This is a genomic window from Streptomyces sp. NPDC048604, assembly GCF_043199435.1.
GTDB lineage: Bacteria > Actinomycetota > Actinomycetes > Streptomycetales > Streptomycetaceae > Streptomyces.
In genome coordinates, this window is sequence record NZ_JBICVX010000022.1 from 16,993 (window position 1) to 34,194 (window position 17,202).

The following is a 17,202-nucleotide window of genomic DNA, read 5'->3' on the forward strand; positions in this document are numbered from 1 at the left end:
CACAGGGAGGAGGTGGCACCGGTCATGCATGACGGCTCACCGGTCGCGACCGCGCCCGAGCAGGTCCTGGGGGACCTGGCCGAGGTGGCCGCGCGGGTACGGAAGAACCTGGAGGCGGAGCTCTCCGAGTCGGCCGAGGCGCCGGCCGGCGACGCCGCACCGGCGGCGGAGATCTCGAACTTCGCCCACGAGGAGCGGGCGCGGGTCCTGGAGGCCGGGGTCACCGGCCTGGAGAAGCTGGCGGCCGGGCGGCCGGACGAGGTCGGTGACGACGAGTACTTCGGGGTGGAGGCGATCGTCCTCCTCGAAGGCCGGCCGGCGGTCCTGGTCCAGGGCGGCGACTTCGCCGCGCAGGAGGGCGAGTGGGCGCTGCTCGACGCGCACCGGGACGGGATCCGTGCCTCGCTCGCCCGGGTCGGCCGCGTCGAGGTGCGCGGCCATCCGCGGCTCGACTGGGTCGGCACGGCGTTCCTGGTCGGCCCCGACACGGTGTTGACGAACCGTCATGTGGCGGTGGAGTTCGCCCGCTCGGACGGCGCGGGCTGGACGTTCCAGCAGGGCATGACGGCCCAGATGGACCCCGGCGAGGAACTGCCGCTCACCCCCGCCGACGCGCGGATCGACCTGCTCACGTACGAGGTCGCGGAGGTCGTCGGGGTGCACGCCGACGTCGACCTGGCGGTGCTGCGGGTCGCCCCGCCGAACGGCGGCGGCCCCCTGCCGAGCCCGCTGGCGGTCGCCGCGGACGCGCCCGCCGACGTACCGGGGCACCTCGTGTACGTGGTCGGCTACCCGGCCTGGGACGGGAGACGCAACGAGCCCGAGTCGATGCGCCGGATCTTCATGGACGTGTACAACGTGAAGCGCCTCCAGCCCGGCCGGGCGACCCGGTTCGCGCCGGGCGAGCTGGTGATGGGACACGACTGCTCGACGCTCGGCGGCAACAGCGGCTCCCCGGTCTTCGGCCTGCCCGACCACCGTGTCCTGGCGCTGCACTTCGGCGGCCGCTACCGCACCGGCAACGTGTCGGTGCCGCTGTGGGAGCTGGTGGACGATCCGCTGCTGGCCCGGGCCGGGATCAACTGGGTCTGAAACGGCTCCCCGTCAGCGGTGGGCGGCGAGCTCGGACCAGCGCGCGGCGAGCAGGAGGGCGATGTCGTCGGGGCGCTCCACGGTCTGGCGGGCCTCGCGGATGAGGTCGTCGGCGGTCTCGGTGAGCGGGGCGAGGCCGTGCTCGGCGAGGGAGGCGCGCAGGCGCTCGATGCCGTCGTCGATGTCGGCGCCGGGCCGCTCGACCAGTCCGTCGGTGAACAGGGCCAGCACCGCACCCGGTTCCAGCCGCAGTTCGGTCACGGGGTACGTGGCGTCGTCGGCGACGCCGAGGACGACCCCGCCGTCGAGGTCGAGTACCTCGGTGGCCCCGTCGGGGTGGCGCAGCAGCGGCGGCGGATGGCCCGCGCGTACGGCGAGGGCGGCGCCGGTCTCCGGGTCGAGGGCGACGTAGCACAGGCTGGCGAACTGGCCGGGGTCGAGGTCGATGAGGAGCTTGTTGGTGCCCTGCACGACGTCCTGCGGCGCGTGCCCGCCGAGCGCGAAGGCCCGTACCGCGCTTCGGAGTTGGCCCATGGTCGCGGCCGCCGCCACGCCGTGGCCCTGGACGTCGCCGATGACCAGGGCGAGCCGGCCGCCGCCGGTCTCGATGACGTCGTACCAGTCGCCGCCGACCTCCATGCCCTGGGTGCCGGCGAGGTACCGGCCCACGGTGTCGACCTTGTCGCGGACCGGCAGCCGGTTGGGGAGCAGGGCGTCCTGCAGTCCGCGGGCGAGGGCGGCCTCGGAGTCGTACCGCCGGGCCCGCTCCAGGGCCTGCGCGATCAGCCCGGCGAGCGCGGTCAGCACGGTGCGCTCCTCGGGGCTGAAGCCGCGCGGCCGGTCGAAGCCCAGGATGCAGGAGCCGACGGGCCGGCCGGAGGCGATCAGCGGCAGGAAGGCGCGGGCGCCGACATGGGCGTCGAGGGGGATGTCCGGGTAGGAGCCGGCGAGTTGCTCCATCGACTCGAAGAACATCGGCCGGCCGGTGGTGAGCGTCTCCACCCCCGGCAGCCGCACGTCGAGGGAGACCCCGTCGAAGCGTTCAAGGAACCCCTGCGGGAATCCGGTCTCGTGGGCGAGATAGAGATGCCGGTCGCTGAGCAGGTAGATCGCGAGCTGCCGGCCGCCGAAGGCGGGCAGCAACTCCTCGGTGACGACCGCCGACACCTGGCGCGCCGTCACGGCCTCGGTGAGCGCGATCGCGAGCGCGACCGGCCGGTACAGCGAGGCGGCCCGGTCGGCGGGCGAGCCGATGCCGGGTGCGGGATGGGAGACCGAGCCGGGCCGGTAGTCCGGCTGCTCGCCCTCGACCAGCACGATCGTCACGCCGTCGTGGCCGGGGTACAGCGACACCGACAGCCATTCGTCGGGGTCCGGACTGGCCAGGAAGTGCGCGGAGTCGTCGGAGATCAGCGCGGCCCGCAGGTACTCCTCGTACGAGGGGTGCCCGAACCAGGGCACCGCGTCCCGCAGCAGCCGCCCGACCAGCCGGGCGCGGGGCAGCCGCAGCAGGTCCTCGCTGTGCCGGTTGACGTACATGATCCGGCCGAGCCGGTCGATGGCGACGACGGCCCGGGGCACGCGTTCGGTGGCGTCGGAGCCGATGGGGACGGTCCCGAGGTCCACCAGGAAGCCGGTCATGCGGGTGCCGACGCCGTCCGGCGGGTCGGCCCGCGCGGACACCTCCAGCAGGTGCGAGCGGCCGCCGGGCCCGATGAGCCGCATCCGGCGGGCGGCGATGCCGCCGGACTCGGCGGCCTGCCGGGCCAGCGCCCACAATCCGTACGCGTCCTCCGGCGCGAGCCGCTCGGCCAGCGACTCCACGGTGCCCGGGAACGTGCCGGGAGCGATGCCGAGGATCGAGCAGAGCCCTTCGTCGGCGGCCACGGTCCCCTGGGTGAGGTCCCAGTCGAACGTGCCCACCCGGATCGGCGGGGTGGTCACGGACGGCAGCTGCACGCACACCGGTTCGGTGTCCCAGAGCGTCTGGCGCCCCTCGGCGGCGCGTTGGGCGAGCACTTCGCCGAGCTGCTTCCCGGCCTCCGCCGCCCGCTTCCGGTCGACGGCGTCGACGGGCTTGCCGGGGGTGGCCGGGCGCAGCACCACGAGTACGCCGAACGCCTCGCGGTCGTGGACCACGGGCGCGTACAGCGAGCCGAACGGGAAGGGGAGGCTGGCCATGAGCTGCGGGAAGCGCTGCATGGCCTCCTCGGCGTCGCCGAGATAGACCGGCTGACCGGAGCGGTGCACCTCGGCGACCGGGAAGGGCCGGTTCACGTGCATCCGCCACCAGGGCCGGAACAGAGCGCCCGGCAGCCCGGCGAGGAGCGCGAGCCGCAGCAGGCCAGGAGTGCCGGAGCGCAGGTAGACACAGCCCGCGGAGCCGCCGACGGACTCGACGGCCTGCACCGTCGCCCCCGCGAGCGCCATGGGCAGCCCGCCCAGGAGCCCGTCGGCATGCGCGTTACCTGGGACCGTCCCGGATCGGTCCGACGGGCGTTCGGCCGACGGGGCGGGCCCGGCCGCGCCGGACCAGGTCACACAGTCAGGATGCGCCAGTGCGGTACGGCGGCGCATCTCGTGCCGGGCGGGCGCCGTGCACGGGTTGGCGTGATCTTGCCCGTGGGCGCGGGCCGTGTCCTTACGATGGGGCCGTCGTACCGGGCAGTCGAGGGGGATGAGTCATGTCGTCGCAGCTCGTGCAGCTGGAGATGCCGGACGGGCAGGTCATCTGGGCCACCGTCGCCGAGGAGGACGGGCCGAGCGACTCCGGGATCGGCGACCGGCTCGCGGAGAAGCTGCACGGCTTCCACGAGTCCCTGCAGGTCGTGGCGACGAACGTGCGCGACGCGGTGGCGGCGGCCCGGCCGGACGAGGTGAGCGTCGAGTTCGGCCTGGAGCTGGCGGCCGGCGAGAGCGGGGTCGTGGCGGCGCTGGTGGGCGGCAGCGGCAAGGCGGCGTTCAAGGTCACGCTGACGTGGAACGGGTCCTCGGCGGGGATGACCGGGCCGGGGGCCGGCCAGGCGGCGACGGCCGGGATGGCCACGACGGCCGCACCGGCCACGGACGCCGCGACCGTGGCCGCCGCGACCGTGCCGGCGCCTGCGCCGGCCCGGGACTGAGCGCGCCCCGTCGCCGGAGGTCACCGTGAGCGACCCTTCGTCGTGAGGCTGCCGCAGCCGTGAGCAGACACAGCCCGCTGGCCCGGCTCCAGGAGCTCCTGGAGGAGTGCCGCGTCCTCGTCACCGGTGTCACCCAGGGCACCGGCTTCTTCGTCGCGCCCGGGTACGTGGTGACCTCCGCGCACGTCTCGGGCGCCGAGCCGGGGGCGCGGGTGGCGGTGGCCTGGGGCGGCATCGAGTACGAGGGCGTGATCCGGGCGGCCTCGGAGGCGGGCCGGAGCCAGGGGCTGTGGCCCTTCCCGGACCTGGCGATCGTGGAGCTGCCCGCGCCGCCGGAGGGGCACGCCTGCGTCTGGCTCGACCCGGTGGCGCCGTCCTCGGGCACGGAGCTGACCGCCACCGGCCACTCCAGCGTGTACGAGCGCCGTACCGCGGCCGGGCGGACGACGCTGCTGAGGGCCGCGGGCCGGCACGGGTTCCACGGCGGCCGCATGGTCGAGCTGACCGGCGGCGAGGTGAACCACGGCCTGTCCGGCGGGCCGCTACTGAGCCACCGCACCGGCGGCGTCTGCGCCGTCGTCAAGCTGACCCGCAAGGCGGACACCGCCATGGGCGGCCTCGGCGCGCCGGTCGGCGCGCTGCGGCTGCTCGACCCGGAGGTCTGCCGGACGGTGATGCGGGCGCACGACCGCTTCCACGCGGCGGACACGCAGTGGACGGCGCTCGCCGACCGGTTGGCGCGGGACTCCGGGACGGACGACGACGGTCCGCAGCTCACGCCCGCCTCGGCGCGGCGGCTCCTCGGGGCGCTCGCCGAGCTTCCGGTACGAACGGAGGCCGCAGCGCACCTCGCGGCCTTCGTCGCCGTGTCGCCCGAGGGCCGGCCGCCGCGCGCCGAGCTGCCGCTGCTCGACCACCGCGACGTGTTCACGGAGCTGGCGGCGCTGATGCCGCCGCAGCCCGGCGCGCTGCCCTACGAGCTGGCCTTCGCCGCGGACCGGGCGCGCGAGGCGGCCCGGGACGGGGCGCGCGGAAGCTGGTCCGGTGCGGCGCTGCTGCTGCGCGACCGGGTGCTCACCGCCGCGGGCGACCGGCTCGGGGAGGCGGCGCGGCGGCGGCTCGGCGACGGGGTGGTGCCCGGCGACGGGACCGCGCCCGCCGGCGGTGACGGGGAGCCGCCGGCCGACGGCGTGCGGCCGTCGGTGATCGGGCGGATCCGGCACTCGATGCGGGACCGGCGGCTGTACCACGTGATGGTGTGGCGGTTCCGCTCGCCGAAGGACATCACGCCCGCCGGACCCGAGTCCGAGGCGCTCCCGCTGGACCGGGCGGTCGCCCTGCTGGCCGGGTTGCTGCCCGAACAGGTCGAGATCATGGGCGGGTTGGCGGAGACCGGCCTGATCGAGCTGATCCTGCCGAGGGAGGCGCTCGACGAGGACTTCCCGCAGCTGCGGCTGCCAGAGCCGTTCGAGTGGACCCGGCTCGGGGCGAAGCAGCAGGTGGTGGTGCGTCCACTGGAGCGGCACGAGGCGCCGTCGCTGCACGGTGCTCTGGAGCGTCGCTGGCGGCAGCTGGACGGCCGGACGATGGACGAGGCGCTGGTGTGCGTGTGCGGGCGGGACGCCCAGCACAAGGCGGCCCTGGGCGCGTCCTTCGACCTGGACCCGACGCTGGCCGCGCTGGCCCTGGCGGGCTCGCCGCGGTCGGGGCCGGTGGAGGACGCGTACCGGGTGGCGGTGGCGTCGGGCGTCCCGATGATGACCTGGCACCGGGGCAGCGACGCCTGCGAGCGCGCCGACGGCGCGACGTGCGGGCTGCCGGGGCGGCAGGCCTGCCGGGGCGGTGCGTTCTACGCGGCGGCCCGCAAGGAGCTCGGCGACGTCGTCTGCGAGGAACTCCCCCAGCGGGTATGGAAGTTGCGGGCCGAGGCGTTGCTGCAGGCGCGGCCCGGCGAACACATCGGCGGCGACATCGTGCTGCTCTGGGACGACCCCGGGCGGCAGCTCCCGCGCGTGCCATTGGCTCCGGCCGAGGAAGGAAGTCCCAGATGAGCGAGTGGCGGATCTACCGCGGCGCGAGCGAGCCGCACGACGGCATCGACGGCCTGCCGGCCCCACCCCCGTGGCGGGACTTCCGGCACGACGGGCCGCCGACCCCGTTCGACCGGACCGCGGACGACGGCGGCGCGGGCCGGCGGCTGCCCGCCGCCGACGCGTACCGGGCCGACGAGCGCACCGTCGAGGCCGTCAACACGGCGCTGTACCTGCGCCGTCCGCTGCTGGTGACCGGCGATCCCGGGGTCGGCAAGTCGACTTTGGCACACGCGGTCGCCCGGGAACTGAAGCTGGGTCAGGTGCTGCGCTGGCCGGTGAACAGCAAGACCGGGCTGCGCGACGGGCTGTACCGGTACGACTCGCTGGGGCGCCTCGAGGAGGCGGGAGTCGCGCGGGAGCCGAGGGGCGAGGGCCAGGGCGAGGGCGAGGGCGAGCGGAGGAGCGTCGCCGACCTCGGCCGGTACGTGCGGCTCGGCCCCCTCGGCACCGCGCTCGCACCGTACGCGCTGCCGCGGGTGCTGCTGATCGACGAGATCGACAAGAGCGACATCGACCTGCCGAACGACCTGCTCGACGTGTTCGAGGAGGGTTCCTTCGAGATCCCGGAGCTGTCACGCGTCGCGGACATCCAGCCGGAGGTCCGGGTAAGGCCGGCGGACGACGGCGCGCCGGTGACGGTCGCACGGGGCGAAGTCCGGTGCCTGACCTTCCCGTTCACGATCCTGACCAGCAACGGGGAGCGCGAGTTCCCGCCGGCGTTCCTGCGCCGCTGCGTCCGGCTGCATCTGCCGGCCGTCGACGACGAGGCAAGGCTGCGCGCCATCGTCCGCGCGCATCTGCCGTCCACCGAGGGCGACGCGGAGGCGGTCGTGGAGCGGTTCCTGCAGCACGCCGCCTCGGGCGAACTGGCCACCGACCAGCTGCTGAACGCGGTCTATCTGGTCAGCCGGACCAGCGGCGCGGGCGCGCCGGACCTGGACCGGCTGAGCGAGCTGGTGTTCCAGCACCTCAACGTGACGGTGCCGGCCGAGTCGTGATCGAGCGGCTGGCCTCGCTGCTGCGCGCCCTCGACCCGGACGGGAGGGACGCGCCTCCGCCGGACGCCCGGACCGTCGCCGAACTGCTGTGGCTGGCAGGGGCGTTGCCAGGGCCGACGGGACGCACGGACGCCACGCCCGGGCCGCAGGCCGGGGCGGCGGCGGGCGTGGACATGGGGCCGGAGCCGGTCGACGCACCCCTCGTCGCACCGCCGGAGGCGGACGCCGAGGTGGCGCCCGAAGCTGCCGAACGCACCCGGATGTTCCTGCCGGAGGAGGCGCCGGAGGCCGCGGCGGGCGAGGCCGCGACCGAGCGGGCGACACCGGTGCGGGTCGCCGGTCCGGCGACGTCGCTGCCCCGGACCCGCGAACTGGCCCGAGCCCTGCGCCCGTTGAAGCGGCGCGTCCCCTCGGCGGTCCGCACGGTGCTCGACGAGGAGGCCACCGCCACGCGGATCGCCGAGCGGCGGCACTGGCTGCCGGTCCTGGTCCCGGCCGCGGACCGCTGGCTCGACGCCTCACTCGTCCTGGACGCGTACGACGGCGGGGCGGCGTTCTGGGAACCGCTGGGCCGGGAACTGCGGCTGCTGCTGGAACAGTCGGGGGCGTTCCGCGACGTCCGGCTGCACCACCTGCTGGCGCGCGAGGACGGCACGGCCGGCCTGGGCGCGGCCACGACGACACCCGGGCCCCGGCTGCGGACGCCGGCGTCGCCCCTGGACCCGACGGGCCGGACGCTGACGCTGGTCCTCACCGACGGAGTGTCCCCCGCCTGGCGGACCGAGACGCTGCTCGGGCCGCTGCGCGCCTGGGCCGCGAGCGGCCCGACGGCGATCCTGCAGACGCTGCCGGAGCGGGTGTGGGACGGCACCCCGCTGGCCCCCGAGCCGGGCCGCTTCCGCAGCACGGAGGCCGGCGCGCCGAACACCCGCCTGGTGTACGAGGGTTACCGCCTGGACGCGGCGGCGCTCGCGGCGGGCGCGGTGGCAGTGCCCGTACTCGGCCTCACGCCGGAGTGGCTCGCGCCATGGGCGCGGGCGGTGGCGGGGCCCGGGGCCTTCGACAGCGCGGCGGTGGTGATCCCGGAGGCGGCGGCCCCGACCGGCCCTGCGGGGACGCCCGAACCCCGGGCGGGATTCGAGGAGTTCCGGGCTCAGGCCCATCCGGAGGTGTTCCGGCTCGCCGCGTACCTGGCGGCGGCGCCGCTGAACCTGGCCGTGATGCGCACGGTCCAGTCGGCGCTGCTGCCGGACAGCCCGCCGTCGGACCTCGCGGAGATCGTCTACAGCGGCCTGCTCCATCGCGTGGGCGCGGGCGCGCGGACGGACGGCCCGCTGGACCGCGCGTACGACTTCGCGCCCGGCGTGCGCGAGCGCCTCCTGACGACGCTCCGCAAGGACGAGGCCGACGAGGTCATCGAGGCGGTCACGGCGTACTACGAACGCCACTCCCCCGGTTTCGCCGCCCGCTTCACCGCCGCCGTCACCGACCCCGACGGCCCCCTCACCCTTCCGGTCGGCGCCCGCCACTGGGCGGAGGTCCACAACCTGGTCCGGCGGAAGCAGGGGCGGGCCGTGGCGGTGCGGATCGCGCCGCCGCGGGAGGCGCGGGTCGCGGAGGAGGCGCGGGTCGCGGAGGAGGAGGTGCCGGCTCGGGCGGGCCGGCGGTTCCTGATCACGATCGGTGTGTCCGACTACCGGCCGGAGCCGCTGAAGGGGGTCTCGTCGGACCTGCTCCGCATCCGCGAGGCGTTCGAGCCGCTCGGCTACGAGCCGGCGCTGAATCTGCTGAATCCGCCGGCCGCCGGGATCCGCGAGGCGATCACGGAATGGGCCCGGTCGGGCGAGCTGCGTTCGGACGACTCCGTGGTCCTGTACTACACCGGCTACCTCGGCAAGGAGGACGGCCGGACAGTCCTGGTCACGGCGGACGGTCCGCAGCAGGGAGGGATTCCGCCGGAGCTCGCGTTCGAAGGGCTGCTCGACAGCGGGGTCGGCGAAGTGCTGCTGCTGCTCGACGCCTCGCTCGACGACGATCCCCCGCAGCGGCTGGAGCATCTGTTCGCGGCGGTGCCCGACGGAACGAACTTCTGGGCCGTCACGGTGCCGGTCAGTCTCGGCAACGCGGGCGGCAGCTACTTCTCCCGCGCCGTGCACCGGGTGCTCGGCGCGCCGCTGTCCGCGGCCCCGTCGGCTCCCTGGGTGTCCGTCGAGGACTTCCTGCACCTGCTGCGGGAGACGCTGCTGCGCGCCGAATCGCCCGGGGCGGTCAATCTGACCGCCGGCACCCCGTTCGACGAGCCGGCCTCCTTCTTCCCGAATCCGCGGTTCGAGACCGATCAGCTCGGCGGCCCGAACGTCGCGGCCCTGACGGCGATCTCGTCATGGCTGCGCAGCGGCGCCGGCAGCATCTGTCTGGTCGTCGGCTCCCCCGGCTCCGGGAAGACGATGCTGCTGGCCACGCTGATGGCCCTGGGCGATCCGAGCAACCCGCTGCGCAACGGGCTCCCCCGCGAGGCGCTGCCCCCGACGGACACCCGGTACGTGACGGCGGCCGAGGCCAGGGACGCGGTGCGCAGCACGAGGCAGATGGTCGTGGTCGTCGCCGACGACGTGGCCGCGGACCTCGACGGCCTGCTCGACTCGGCGTCCCTGAGCCATGTCCTCGTCGTGGGTGCGGACCGGCCCGGGGCACTCCCCGCCGTCGACGGCGACGTGCTCGTCGTGGACCTCGACAGCGAGGAGTACCGGCTGCCGCTGGAGCCCCTGGTCCGGGGTCTGCTCGTCGGGGCACCGCTCGGACGGGCCGAGGCCGAGGTGCACGTCGAGCAGATCTCGCTCCTGTCCGGGGGCTCCCGCAAGCTCGCGCGGCTGCTGGCCGAGCAGGTCAGGGCACGGCCCGGTCCCATGCCGCAGCGTCACGGCGGCATCGTGCTGCCGGAGGTACGCAGAGCCCTCTCCGCGTTCCTCGCGGAGTTCGGCGACGACACCCCTCGGGCCCGGCGGCTGCTGCACTCCCTGGCGTACGCGCAGGGAGACGGCGTGCCGCTCGCGGTGTGGCAGGCCATGACGACCGCACTGGACGGCGAGCCGTGCGACGTGGAGGACGTCGAGTGGTTCGCCACGCGCTCCGAGGGGCTGACGGAGATGTCGGCGCACCCCGGCAGGGTCTCGTTCCGGCTCTCGCATCCGGCACTCGGCCAGGCGCTGCGGCTCGACGACGACCAGGTCGCGCACGAGGAGGCGATCACACGGGCGCTGACCGCGACGGTGCCGGCGCGTGCGGACGGCGCCGGCCTCGACTGGGGCCGCGCCGGCCTGTACGTACGGCAGCACCTGGCCACGCACGCGGTGGCGGGCGGGCAGGCCGGGCTCCTGGGCGATCCCGGCTTCCTCGCCGCCGCGGAGCCCTCCCGGGCGTTCCTGGACGCCCTGGCCTCCGCGGCCGTCTCGCCCGTGGTCGAGGTGTACCGGTCGGCGTACGACCGGCTCCGGGAGGCCCCGACGCCGGAGGCGCGCCGTGACGTGCTGGCGCTCACGGCCTTCGCCCTCCGGCACGAGCCACTCGCACACCGCCTCGCGGAGGGCCTGTTCTGGGACCCCGAGTGGCGCGGCGAGTCGGACGTCACCGCAGTGGCCTCCGCCCGCTCCTACACCGGGCCCGTCATCGTGTCCGGCCACGGAAGCGGAAAGGCCGTGGTGTGGAACGCGAGAAGCGGCCAGAGGCTGTCGCGGGTGCGCCAGGGCGAGGACAGCGTGATCTCGGTGACGTGTCTCGCCATGGAGGGCCGACCGTACGCGCTCGTCGGGGACGCCGCAGGGCGTCGATGGCTGCAGCAGCTCAACGACGGCGTCATCGTGTCGTCGCAGGCGGGGACGCCGGCAGCACGCCTCACGGTGGCGGTCACCGACCTCGACGGGCGCCCTCACTCTGTGGAGTCGGACTGGAGCGGGACGCTCAGGGTGGCGAGCGTCACGACGGCGGCCCGTCGGCAGGAGCTGTCGCTCCCGCACGGCCCCGCCAGGGCCCTGGCCATCGCGTACCCGACCGGCCGGCCCCATGTCGTGGCCGCCTCAGGGACGTACCTGGTCGTGATGCCGCTGGAGAGCGAGGGCGTACGGTTCACGCTCCCACTGCACACGGAGGTCACCGCCGTCGCCGCGGGCGGGCTCCTGGGCCGCCAACTGGTCGTGGCGGGGACGGCGGACGGGGCGGTCGTGACCTGGAGCCTGGAGACGCGTGAGCGGCTGCACTCCCTCGACCGCGGTTCGACCGTCACCGCGATCGTCACCGGTCTCATCGACGGGCGGCCGCACGCCGTGGCCGCCACCGCCGACGGGGTCGTCTCCGTCTGGGACCTGTCCCAGAGGGAACCCCATCTACGGAACATCCACCTGCCCGCCCCCGCCTCGGCGCTCGCCCTCACCGCGCCGTATCTGACCGTCGTCGTCGACGGCGCTCTGCAGGTCCTCCGGCTCGACCTCTGAGCCGCCCCCACACCACCACGACGCCACCGCGGCACCATCTGGTGCCACCTGACGCCATACGGTGCCATCGACACTTGCATTGGCACCACGATGGTGCCACTATGACGTCATGGACTTGACCCCCTACGTCGACCACCTCCGCCACGAGCTCGCCGTCGCCGCGAACGCCGGCGGGGACGAGGCCCGGGCCCTGGCCGAGCGGCTGACCGCGCCTCTCGAGTCGGCCGCGCGGCTGACCATCCTCAACGCGCTGTCGGCCGCCTCGGACGAGATCACCCGGGAGCTCGCGCCCGGCTCGGTGGACGTCCGGCTGCGGGGGCTCGACCCCGAGTTCGTCGTGACGCCCGCCCCGGTGCCGGAGCCCGAGACCGGCCTGCCGGCCGCCCCGGCGGCGTCGGCCCCCGTGGTGCCGCTCGGCGGCGACGGCGACGAGGGCGCCACCGCCCGTATCAACCTCCGTCTGCCCGCCCATCTGAAGGCCCGCGCCGAGGAGGCGGCCGGCCAGGAGGGCCTGTCCGTCAACGCCTGGCTCGTACGGGCCGTGTCCCGCGCCCTGGAGTCGGGCGAGCCGGCCCGGCCGACCACCCCCGCCCGCGGCGTCAAGCACGGGCAGAGCTACACCGGCTGGGTCCGGTAGCACCGCACCACGCCCCGCACCCGCGGAACCACCACCCGAGTCATCAGGACGGGACAGCCATGCCTTCTTACGACACCCCCGAACCCATCACCGCGGTCCTGGAGTTCGACGCCGGCACCGTCCGGGTCCTCGCGGGCAAGCGCACCACCACGGTCGTCGAGGTCCTGCCGCGCGACGCCGCCGAGGAGGCGGACGTCAAGGCCGTCCAGCAGACCAAGGTCACGTACGCCGACGGCACCTTCACTCTCAAGGGCCCGAAGAAGCGCTCCCTGTTCGGCCGGACCGGGTCGATGGACGTGACGGTCGAACTGCCCGCCGGGTCGAACCTCCAGGGGTCCTTCCCGATGGCGGACATCCTCTGCTCCGGCCTGCTCGGCGACTGCCGGGTCAAGACCTCGATGGGCGACATCCGGCTCGCCGAGGCGGGCACCGTCGATCTGCGCACCTCGCACGGCGACGTCAGCGTCGAGCGCGCCTCGGGCGACGCCAGGATCCAGGCGTTCGGCCGGGTCGAGGTCGGCACCGTCGGCGGCGCCGCGAACATCAGGAACGGCAACGGCGACACCGAGATCGGCGAGGTCTCCGGTCCGCTGAAGCTCGACGCGTCCAACGGCCGGATCAGCGTCGGCGCGGCGCACTCCGGCGTGGAGGCCAAGTCGGCCAACGGCGCCATCCGCGTCGGGGAGGCGCCCCGCGGCCGCGTCGAACTGCGGACCTCGGTCGGCGACATCGAGATCGGCATCCCCGAGGCCACCGCCGCCTGGCTCGACGTGCACACCGGCTTCGGCCGGGTGGAGAACTCCCTCGGCGCGTCCGAGGGGCCCGGCGGGGCGAACGACACCGTCGAGGTGCAGGCCCGCACCGCCGTCGGCGACATCCTCGTCCGCCGGGCCTGACCCGCGCTCCGGTAGGCAACTCGGCCCCGGGAGGGGATCACCTCCTTCCGGGCCGCCAACCTCGCTCCTCGCTCGCTCACCACCCCCGCACGGAGGTTGATTCGTCATGCCCATGACAACCACCACTACTGCCCTCGGCTCCCGCACCGAGACCCCGCCCGCCATCTCCGCCGTGAACCTCCGCAAGGCGTACGGCGACAAGGTCGTCCTCAACGGCGTCGACCTCCGTATCCCCGAGGGCACGGTCTTCGCCCTGCTCGGCCCCAACGGCGCCGGCAAGACGACCACCGTGGAGATCCTGTCCACGCTCGTCCCCGCCGACGGCGGCGAGGCGCAGGTGGCCGGCTGCGATCTGGTGCGCGAGGCCGCGGGCGTACGCGACGCGATCGGCGTCACCGGGCAGTTCGCCGCCGTCGACGGTCTGCTCACCGCCGAGGAGAACCTTCTCCTGATGGCGGACCTGGAGCACCTGCCGCGCGCCGAGGGCCGCCGCCGGGCCGCCGCGCTGCTCGAACGGTTCGAACTGACCGAGGCCGCCCGCAAGCCCGTGTCCACCTTCTCCGGCGGCATGCGGCGCAAGCTCGATCTGGCGATGACGCTGGTCGGCGATCCGCGGATCATCTTCCTCGACGAGCCGACCACCGGTCTCGACCCGCGCAGCCGGCGCACCATGTGGGAGATCATCCGCGCGCTCGTCGACGAGCAGGGCGTCACCGTCTTCCTCACCACGCAGTACCTGGAGGAGGCCGACCGGCTCGCCGACCGGATCGCCGTCCTCGACCGCGGCCGGATCGTCGCCGAGGGCACCGCCGACGAGCTCAAGCGCCTGATCCCCGGCGGCCACATCCGGCTGACCTTCCCGGACGCCGCCCAACTGGACGCCGCCGCCGTCCGGTTCGCGGGCTCGGTCCGCGACGACGACGCGCTGAGTCTGCGCGTGGCCGGCGATGGCGGCGTCGACACGCTCCGGGCCGTGCTCGACGTCCTGGACGCCGAGCAGCTGCGGGCCGAGTCGCTGACCCTGCACACGCCGGACCTCGACGACGTCTTCCTCACCCTGACCGGCCGCTCCGAATCCCCGAAGGACTCCTCGCGATGAGCACGAACTCCTACGCCCTGCGCGACTCGATGACGATGCTGCGGCGCAACCTCAAGCACGCGCAGCGCTATCCCGCCATGACCGTCTCCACCGTCGTCATGCCCGTGATGATGCTCCTGCTGTTCAACTACGCCTTCGGCGGCGCCCTCGGCGCGGGCATCGCCCCCGGCGCGCAGGGCGGTTCCGGCGGCGCGTACATCGACTACGTCGCCCCCGGCATCATCCTGATGGCCGCCACCGCGGGCGCGGTCGCCACGGCCGTGGGCGTGTGCGTCGACATGACCGAGGGCATCGTCAACCGGTTCAAGACCATGTCCATCTCCCGCGCCTCGTTCCTGACCGGGCATGTCGTCGGCAGCGTGATCCAGACGCTGCTGGCCATCGCGCTGGTCGTCGGCGTGGCGCTCGCCATCGGTTTCCGCCCGAACGCCACGTTCGTGGAGTGGCTGGCCGCGGCCGGACTGCTCGCCGGGCTCACCCTCGCCCTGACCTGGCTGTCGGCCGGCGTCGGTCTGATCGCCAGGACGCCGGAGTCGGCGAGCAACATCCCGCTGCCTGCGACCTTCCTGCCCTTCCTCGGCAGCGCCATCGTGCCGACCGACTCGATGCCGGCGGGGCTGCGCTGGTTCGCCGAGTACCAGCCCTTCACGCCGGTCATCGAGACCCTGCGCGGGCTGCTGATGGGCACCGCGATCGGCACGAGCGGCTGGCTGGCCCTCGCCTGGTGCGTCGGCCTCACGCTCGTCGGCTACTTCTGGGCCCGCCGCGCCTTCACCCGTACCGCCGCACGGTGACGCCCGTGCGACACGACGCCACCGACCCCGTACGCGACCCCGTACCCGTGCACCGCTTACCCGTGCACCGCTTACCCCTGGAGGGAACCATGACCGACCACCCCGTCACCCTGCCCACCGAGCGCGCCGCCGGCTGTCCCTTCGACCCGGCCGCCGGGCTCGGCCGGCTCCGCGAGGAACAGCCGCTGCGCCGGATGACGTACCCCGACGGGCATGTCGGCTGGCTGGCGACCGGGTACCCGGAGGTCCGCGCGATCCTCGCCGACCCGCGGTTCAGCTCCCGCTACGAGCTGCTGCACCTGCCGTTCCCCGGCAGCCCGGAGGGCCCGCTGCCGCCCGCCCCGCCCGGCGACATGACGGGCATGGACGCCCCCGAGCACACCCGCTTCCGCCGGCTGCTGATGGGCCGCTTCACCGTCCGCCGGATGCGGCTGCTCGCCGAGCGGGTCGAGGAGATCACCGCGGAGCGGCTGGACTCGATGGAGCGTCAGGGTCCGGGCGTGGACCTCGTCCCGGTGTTCGCCCAGCCGATCCCGGCGCTGATGATCTGCGAGCTGCTCGGCGTGCCGTACGCCGACCAGGAGACGTTCCAGCGGCAGGCGGCCACGCTCATGTCCATGGACGTCCCGATGGAGGAGCGCGGGGCGGCGATGACGGGCCTGATGGAGTACATGCACGCCCTGGTGCTCGGCAAGCGGGCCGAGCCGACCGACGACCTGCTGAGCGATCTGGCGCAGGACTCGGACCTCACTGTCGAGGAGCTGACCGGCCTCGGCGCCTTCCTGCTCGCCGCGGGCCTGGACACCACGGCCAACATGCTGGCGCACGGCACGTTCGCGCTGCTGAGCAACCCGGCGCAGGCGGCGGCGCTGCGCGCGGAGCCGGAGCCGGCCGGCCAGGCGGTCGAGGAGCTGATGCGGTATCTGAGCATCGCGCACACGACGGTGAAGGCGGCGCTGGAGGACGTGGAGCTGGCCGGGCAGGTGATCGGCGCCGGCGAGTCGGTGACCCTGGCGCTCGACGCGGCCAACCGCGACCCGCGCAGGTTCGACGACCCGGACGCGCTGGACCTGCACCGCGCCGCGACCGGCCATCTGGCCTTCGGCCACGGCATCCACCAGTGCCTGGGCCAGCAGCTGGCCCGGGTGGAGATGACGGTGGCGCTCCCGGCGCTGCTGACCAGGTTCCCGACCCTGCGACTGGCCGTCGACCCGAAGGACGTGCCGCTGCGCACGGACATGAACATCTACGGCGTGCACAGCCTGCCGGTCGCCTGGGACGAGGCCTGACGCTCCTGCTCACCGCCGCCCCCGCCGCGGCCGTCGCCGTCACCGAACGGCACCGAGCGGCGACGCGCCGCGACGACCGCGCGATCTGCACACCGATTGCGCAGAGGTCACACCGCCTCCCGAGGTTCCCCCAGGTCCTGCACGGTCCGCCGGCCGGGCCGGACGGCCTCTGAGCGGAATGTCTAATTCCGTGTCAGTGTCCCTCCGCCCGGCCGGCGGTCGTCTCGGGTGAAGTCGTGAAGAAGGTGCCCCCAAGTGATGGACGCTTGTGCACCCGATCGCAATTCGGCACAGGTGCACGCCCCTTGAGGGCTCCGTTCGATTGGCTGGGCGACGCGTCGGCGTGCTTTGATCCAGGCCACCTCGGAAGCTCCCCCTCCGGATCGATGCCACCGGTCCGGTGCCTGGCATTCCGCGGCTATTTCGGTACGTCCCCATTTGAAGGGAAACACACTTCATGAACCCCCAGATCCAGACCATGGAGATCTCCGACGCCGACCTGGACAACGTGTCCGGCGGTCTCGGTGGCGGCGTCGTCGCCAACGGCACCCTCGCCATCGACGGCATCGCCCCGGCCGTGACCCCGCTCGTCGGCACCCTCGTCGGCACGGTGGAGGGCGCCACCGGCCTGAACACCGCTCCGATCGCCGGCCTGGTCAACGCCACCGTCGCGGGCGTCTGAGCACAGCGTCGCG

12 protein-coding genes are annotated in these 17,202 nt (G+C 74.3%); 11 read left to right on the plus strand and 1 reads right to left on the minus strand.

Translation table 11 applies throughout. From position 1 onward, the window contains the following. Positions 1–24: 24 nt before the first annotated feature. Positions 25–1,092: a trypsin-like serine peptidase gene (locus ACGFMM_RS32740; protein WP_393650120.1), complete on the plus strand. Its 1,068-nt coding sequence runs from the start codon at positions 25–27 to the stop codon at positions 1,090–1,092. Positions 1,093–1,104: 12 nt separating this feature from the next. On the opposite strand, the gene ACGFMM_RS32745 is transcribed toward ACGFMM_RS32740, so the two are convergent. Further along, complete coding sequence (locus tag ACGFMM_RS32745; protein WP_393650121.1) at positions 1,105–3,669, minus strand: SpoIIE family protein phosphatase; 2,565 nt, start codon at positions 3,667–3,669, stop codon at positions 1,105–1,107. A 107-nt stretch (positions 3,670–3,776) separates the two neighbouring features. Here ACGFMM_RS32745 and ACGFMM_RS32750 point away from each other — a divergent pair, with 107 nt between their 5' ends. The 10 genes from ACGFMM_RS32750 (at position 3,777) to ACGFMM_RS32795 (ending at position 17,189) form a co-directional block, all read left to right on the plus strand. After that, on the plus strand, positions 3,777–4,214 hold the full coding sequence (locus ACGFMM_RS32750; protein ID WP_393650122.1) for a CU044_2847 family protein: 438 nt from the start codon (positions 3,777–3,779) through the stop codon (positions 4,212–4,214). A 59-nt stretch (positions 4,215–4,273) separates the two neighbouring features. Continuing rightward, complete coding sequence (locus tag ACGFMM_RS32755) at positions 4,274–6,265, plus strand: trypsin-like peptidase domain-containing protein (RefSeq protein ID WP_393650123.1); 1,992 nt, start codon at positions 4,274–4,276, stop codon at positions 6,263–6,265. Further along, positions 6,262–7,305 carry an AAA family ATPase gene (locus ACGFMM_RS32760; protein ID WP_393650124.1) on the plus strand — a complete coding sequence of 348 codons (1,044 nt, stop codon included), beginning with the start codon at positions 6,262–6,264 and terminating at the stop codon, positions 7,303–7,305. The genes ACGFMM_RS32755 and ACGFMM_RS32760 overlap by 4 nt, the downstream gene beginning before the upstream one ends. Continuing rightward, positions 7,302–11,792: an SAV_2336 N-terminal domain-related protein gene (locus tag ACGFMM_RS32765; protein WP_393650125.1), complete on the plus strand. Its 4,491-nt coding sequence runs from the start codon at positions 7,302–7,304 to the stop codon at positions 11,790–11,792. Before ACGFMM_RS32760 ends, ACGFMM_RS32765 begins: the two co-directional genes overlap by 4 nt. 109 nt (positions 11,793–11,901) lie before the next feature. Beyond that, positions 11,902–12,429, plus strand: a complete 528-nt coding sequence (locus ACGFMM_RS32770; protein ID WP_393650126.1) for a toxin-antitoxin system HicB family antitoxin — start codon at positions 11,902–11,904, stop codon at positions 12,427–12,429. 59 nt (positions 12,430–12,488) lie between these two features. Beyond that, the gene (locus ACGFMM_RS32775) at positions 12,489–13,325 is read left to right on the plus strand and encodes a DUF4097 domain-containing protein (RefSeq protein WP_393650127.1); all 837 of its coding nucleotides are present in this window, start codon (positions 12,489–12,491) and stop codon (positions 13,323–13,325) included. Between the two features lie 106 nt (positions 13,326–13,431). Continuing rightward, entirely contained in the window at positions 13,432–14,424 is a 993-nt protein-coding gene (locus tag ACGFMM_RS32780; RefSeq protein ID WP_393650128.1) for an ATP-binding cassette domain-containing protein, read from the plus strand. Continuing rightward, complete coding sequence (locus ACGFMM_RS32785; protein ID WP_393650129.1) at positions 14,421–15,218, plus strand: ABC transporter permease; 798 nt, start codon at positions 14,421–14,423, stop codon at positions 15,216–15,218. Before ACGFMM_RS32780 ends, ACGFMM_RS32785 begins: the two co-directional genes overlap by 4 nt. Before the next feature lie 89 nt (positions 15,219–15,307). After that, positions 15,308–16,507: a cytochrome P450 gene (locus tag ACGFMM_RS32790; RefSeq protein WP_393650130.1), complete on the plus strand. Its 1,200-nt coding sequence runs from the start codon at positions 15,308–15,310 to the stop codon at positions 16,505–16,507. A gap of 457 nt (positions 16,508–16,964) precedes the next feature. Continuing rightward, positions 16,965–17,189: a type A2 lantipeptide gene (locus tag ACGFMM_RS32795; RefSeq protein ID WP_393650131.1), complete on the plus strand. Its 225-nt coding sequence runs from the start codon at positions 16,965–16,967 to the stop codon at positions 17,187–17,189. The last annotated feature ends 13 nt before the right edge of the window (positions 17,190–17,202 follow it).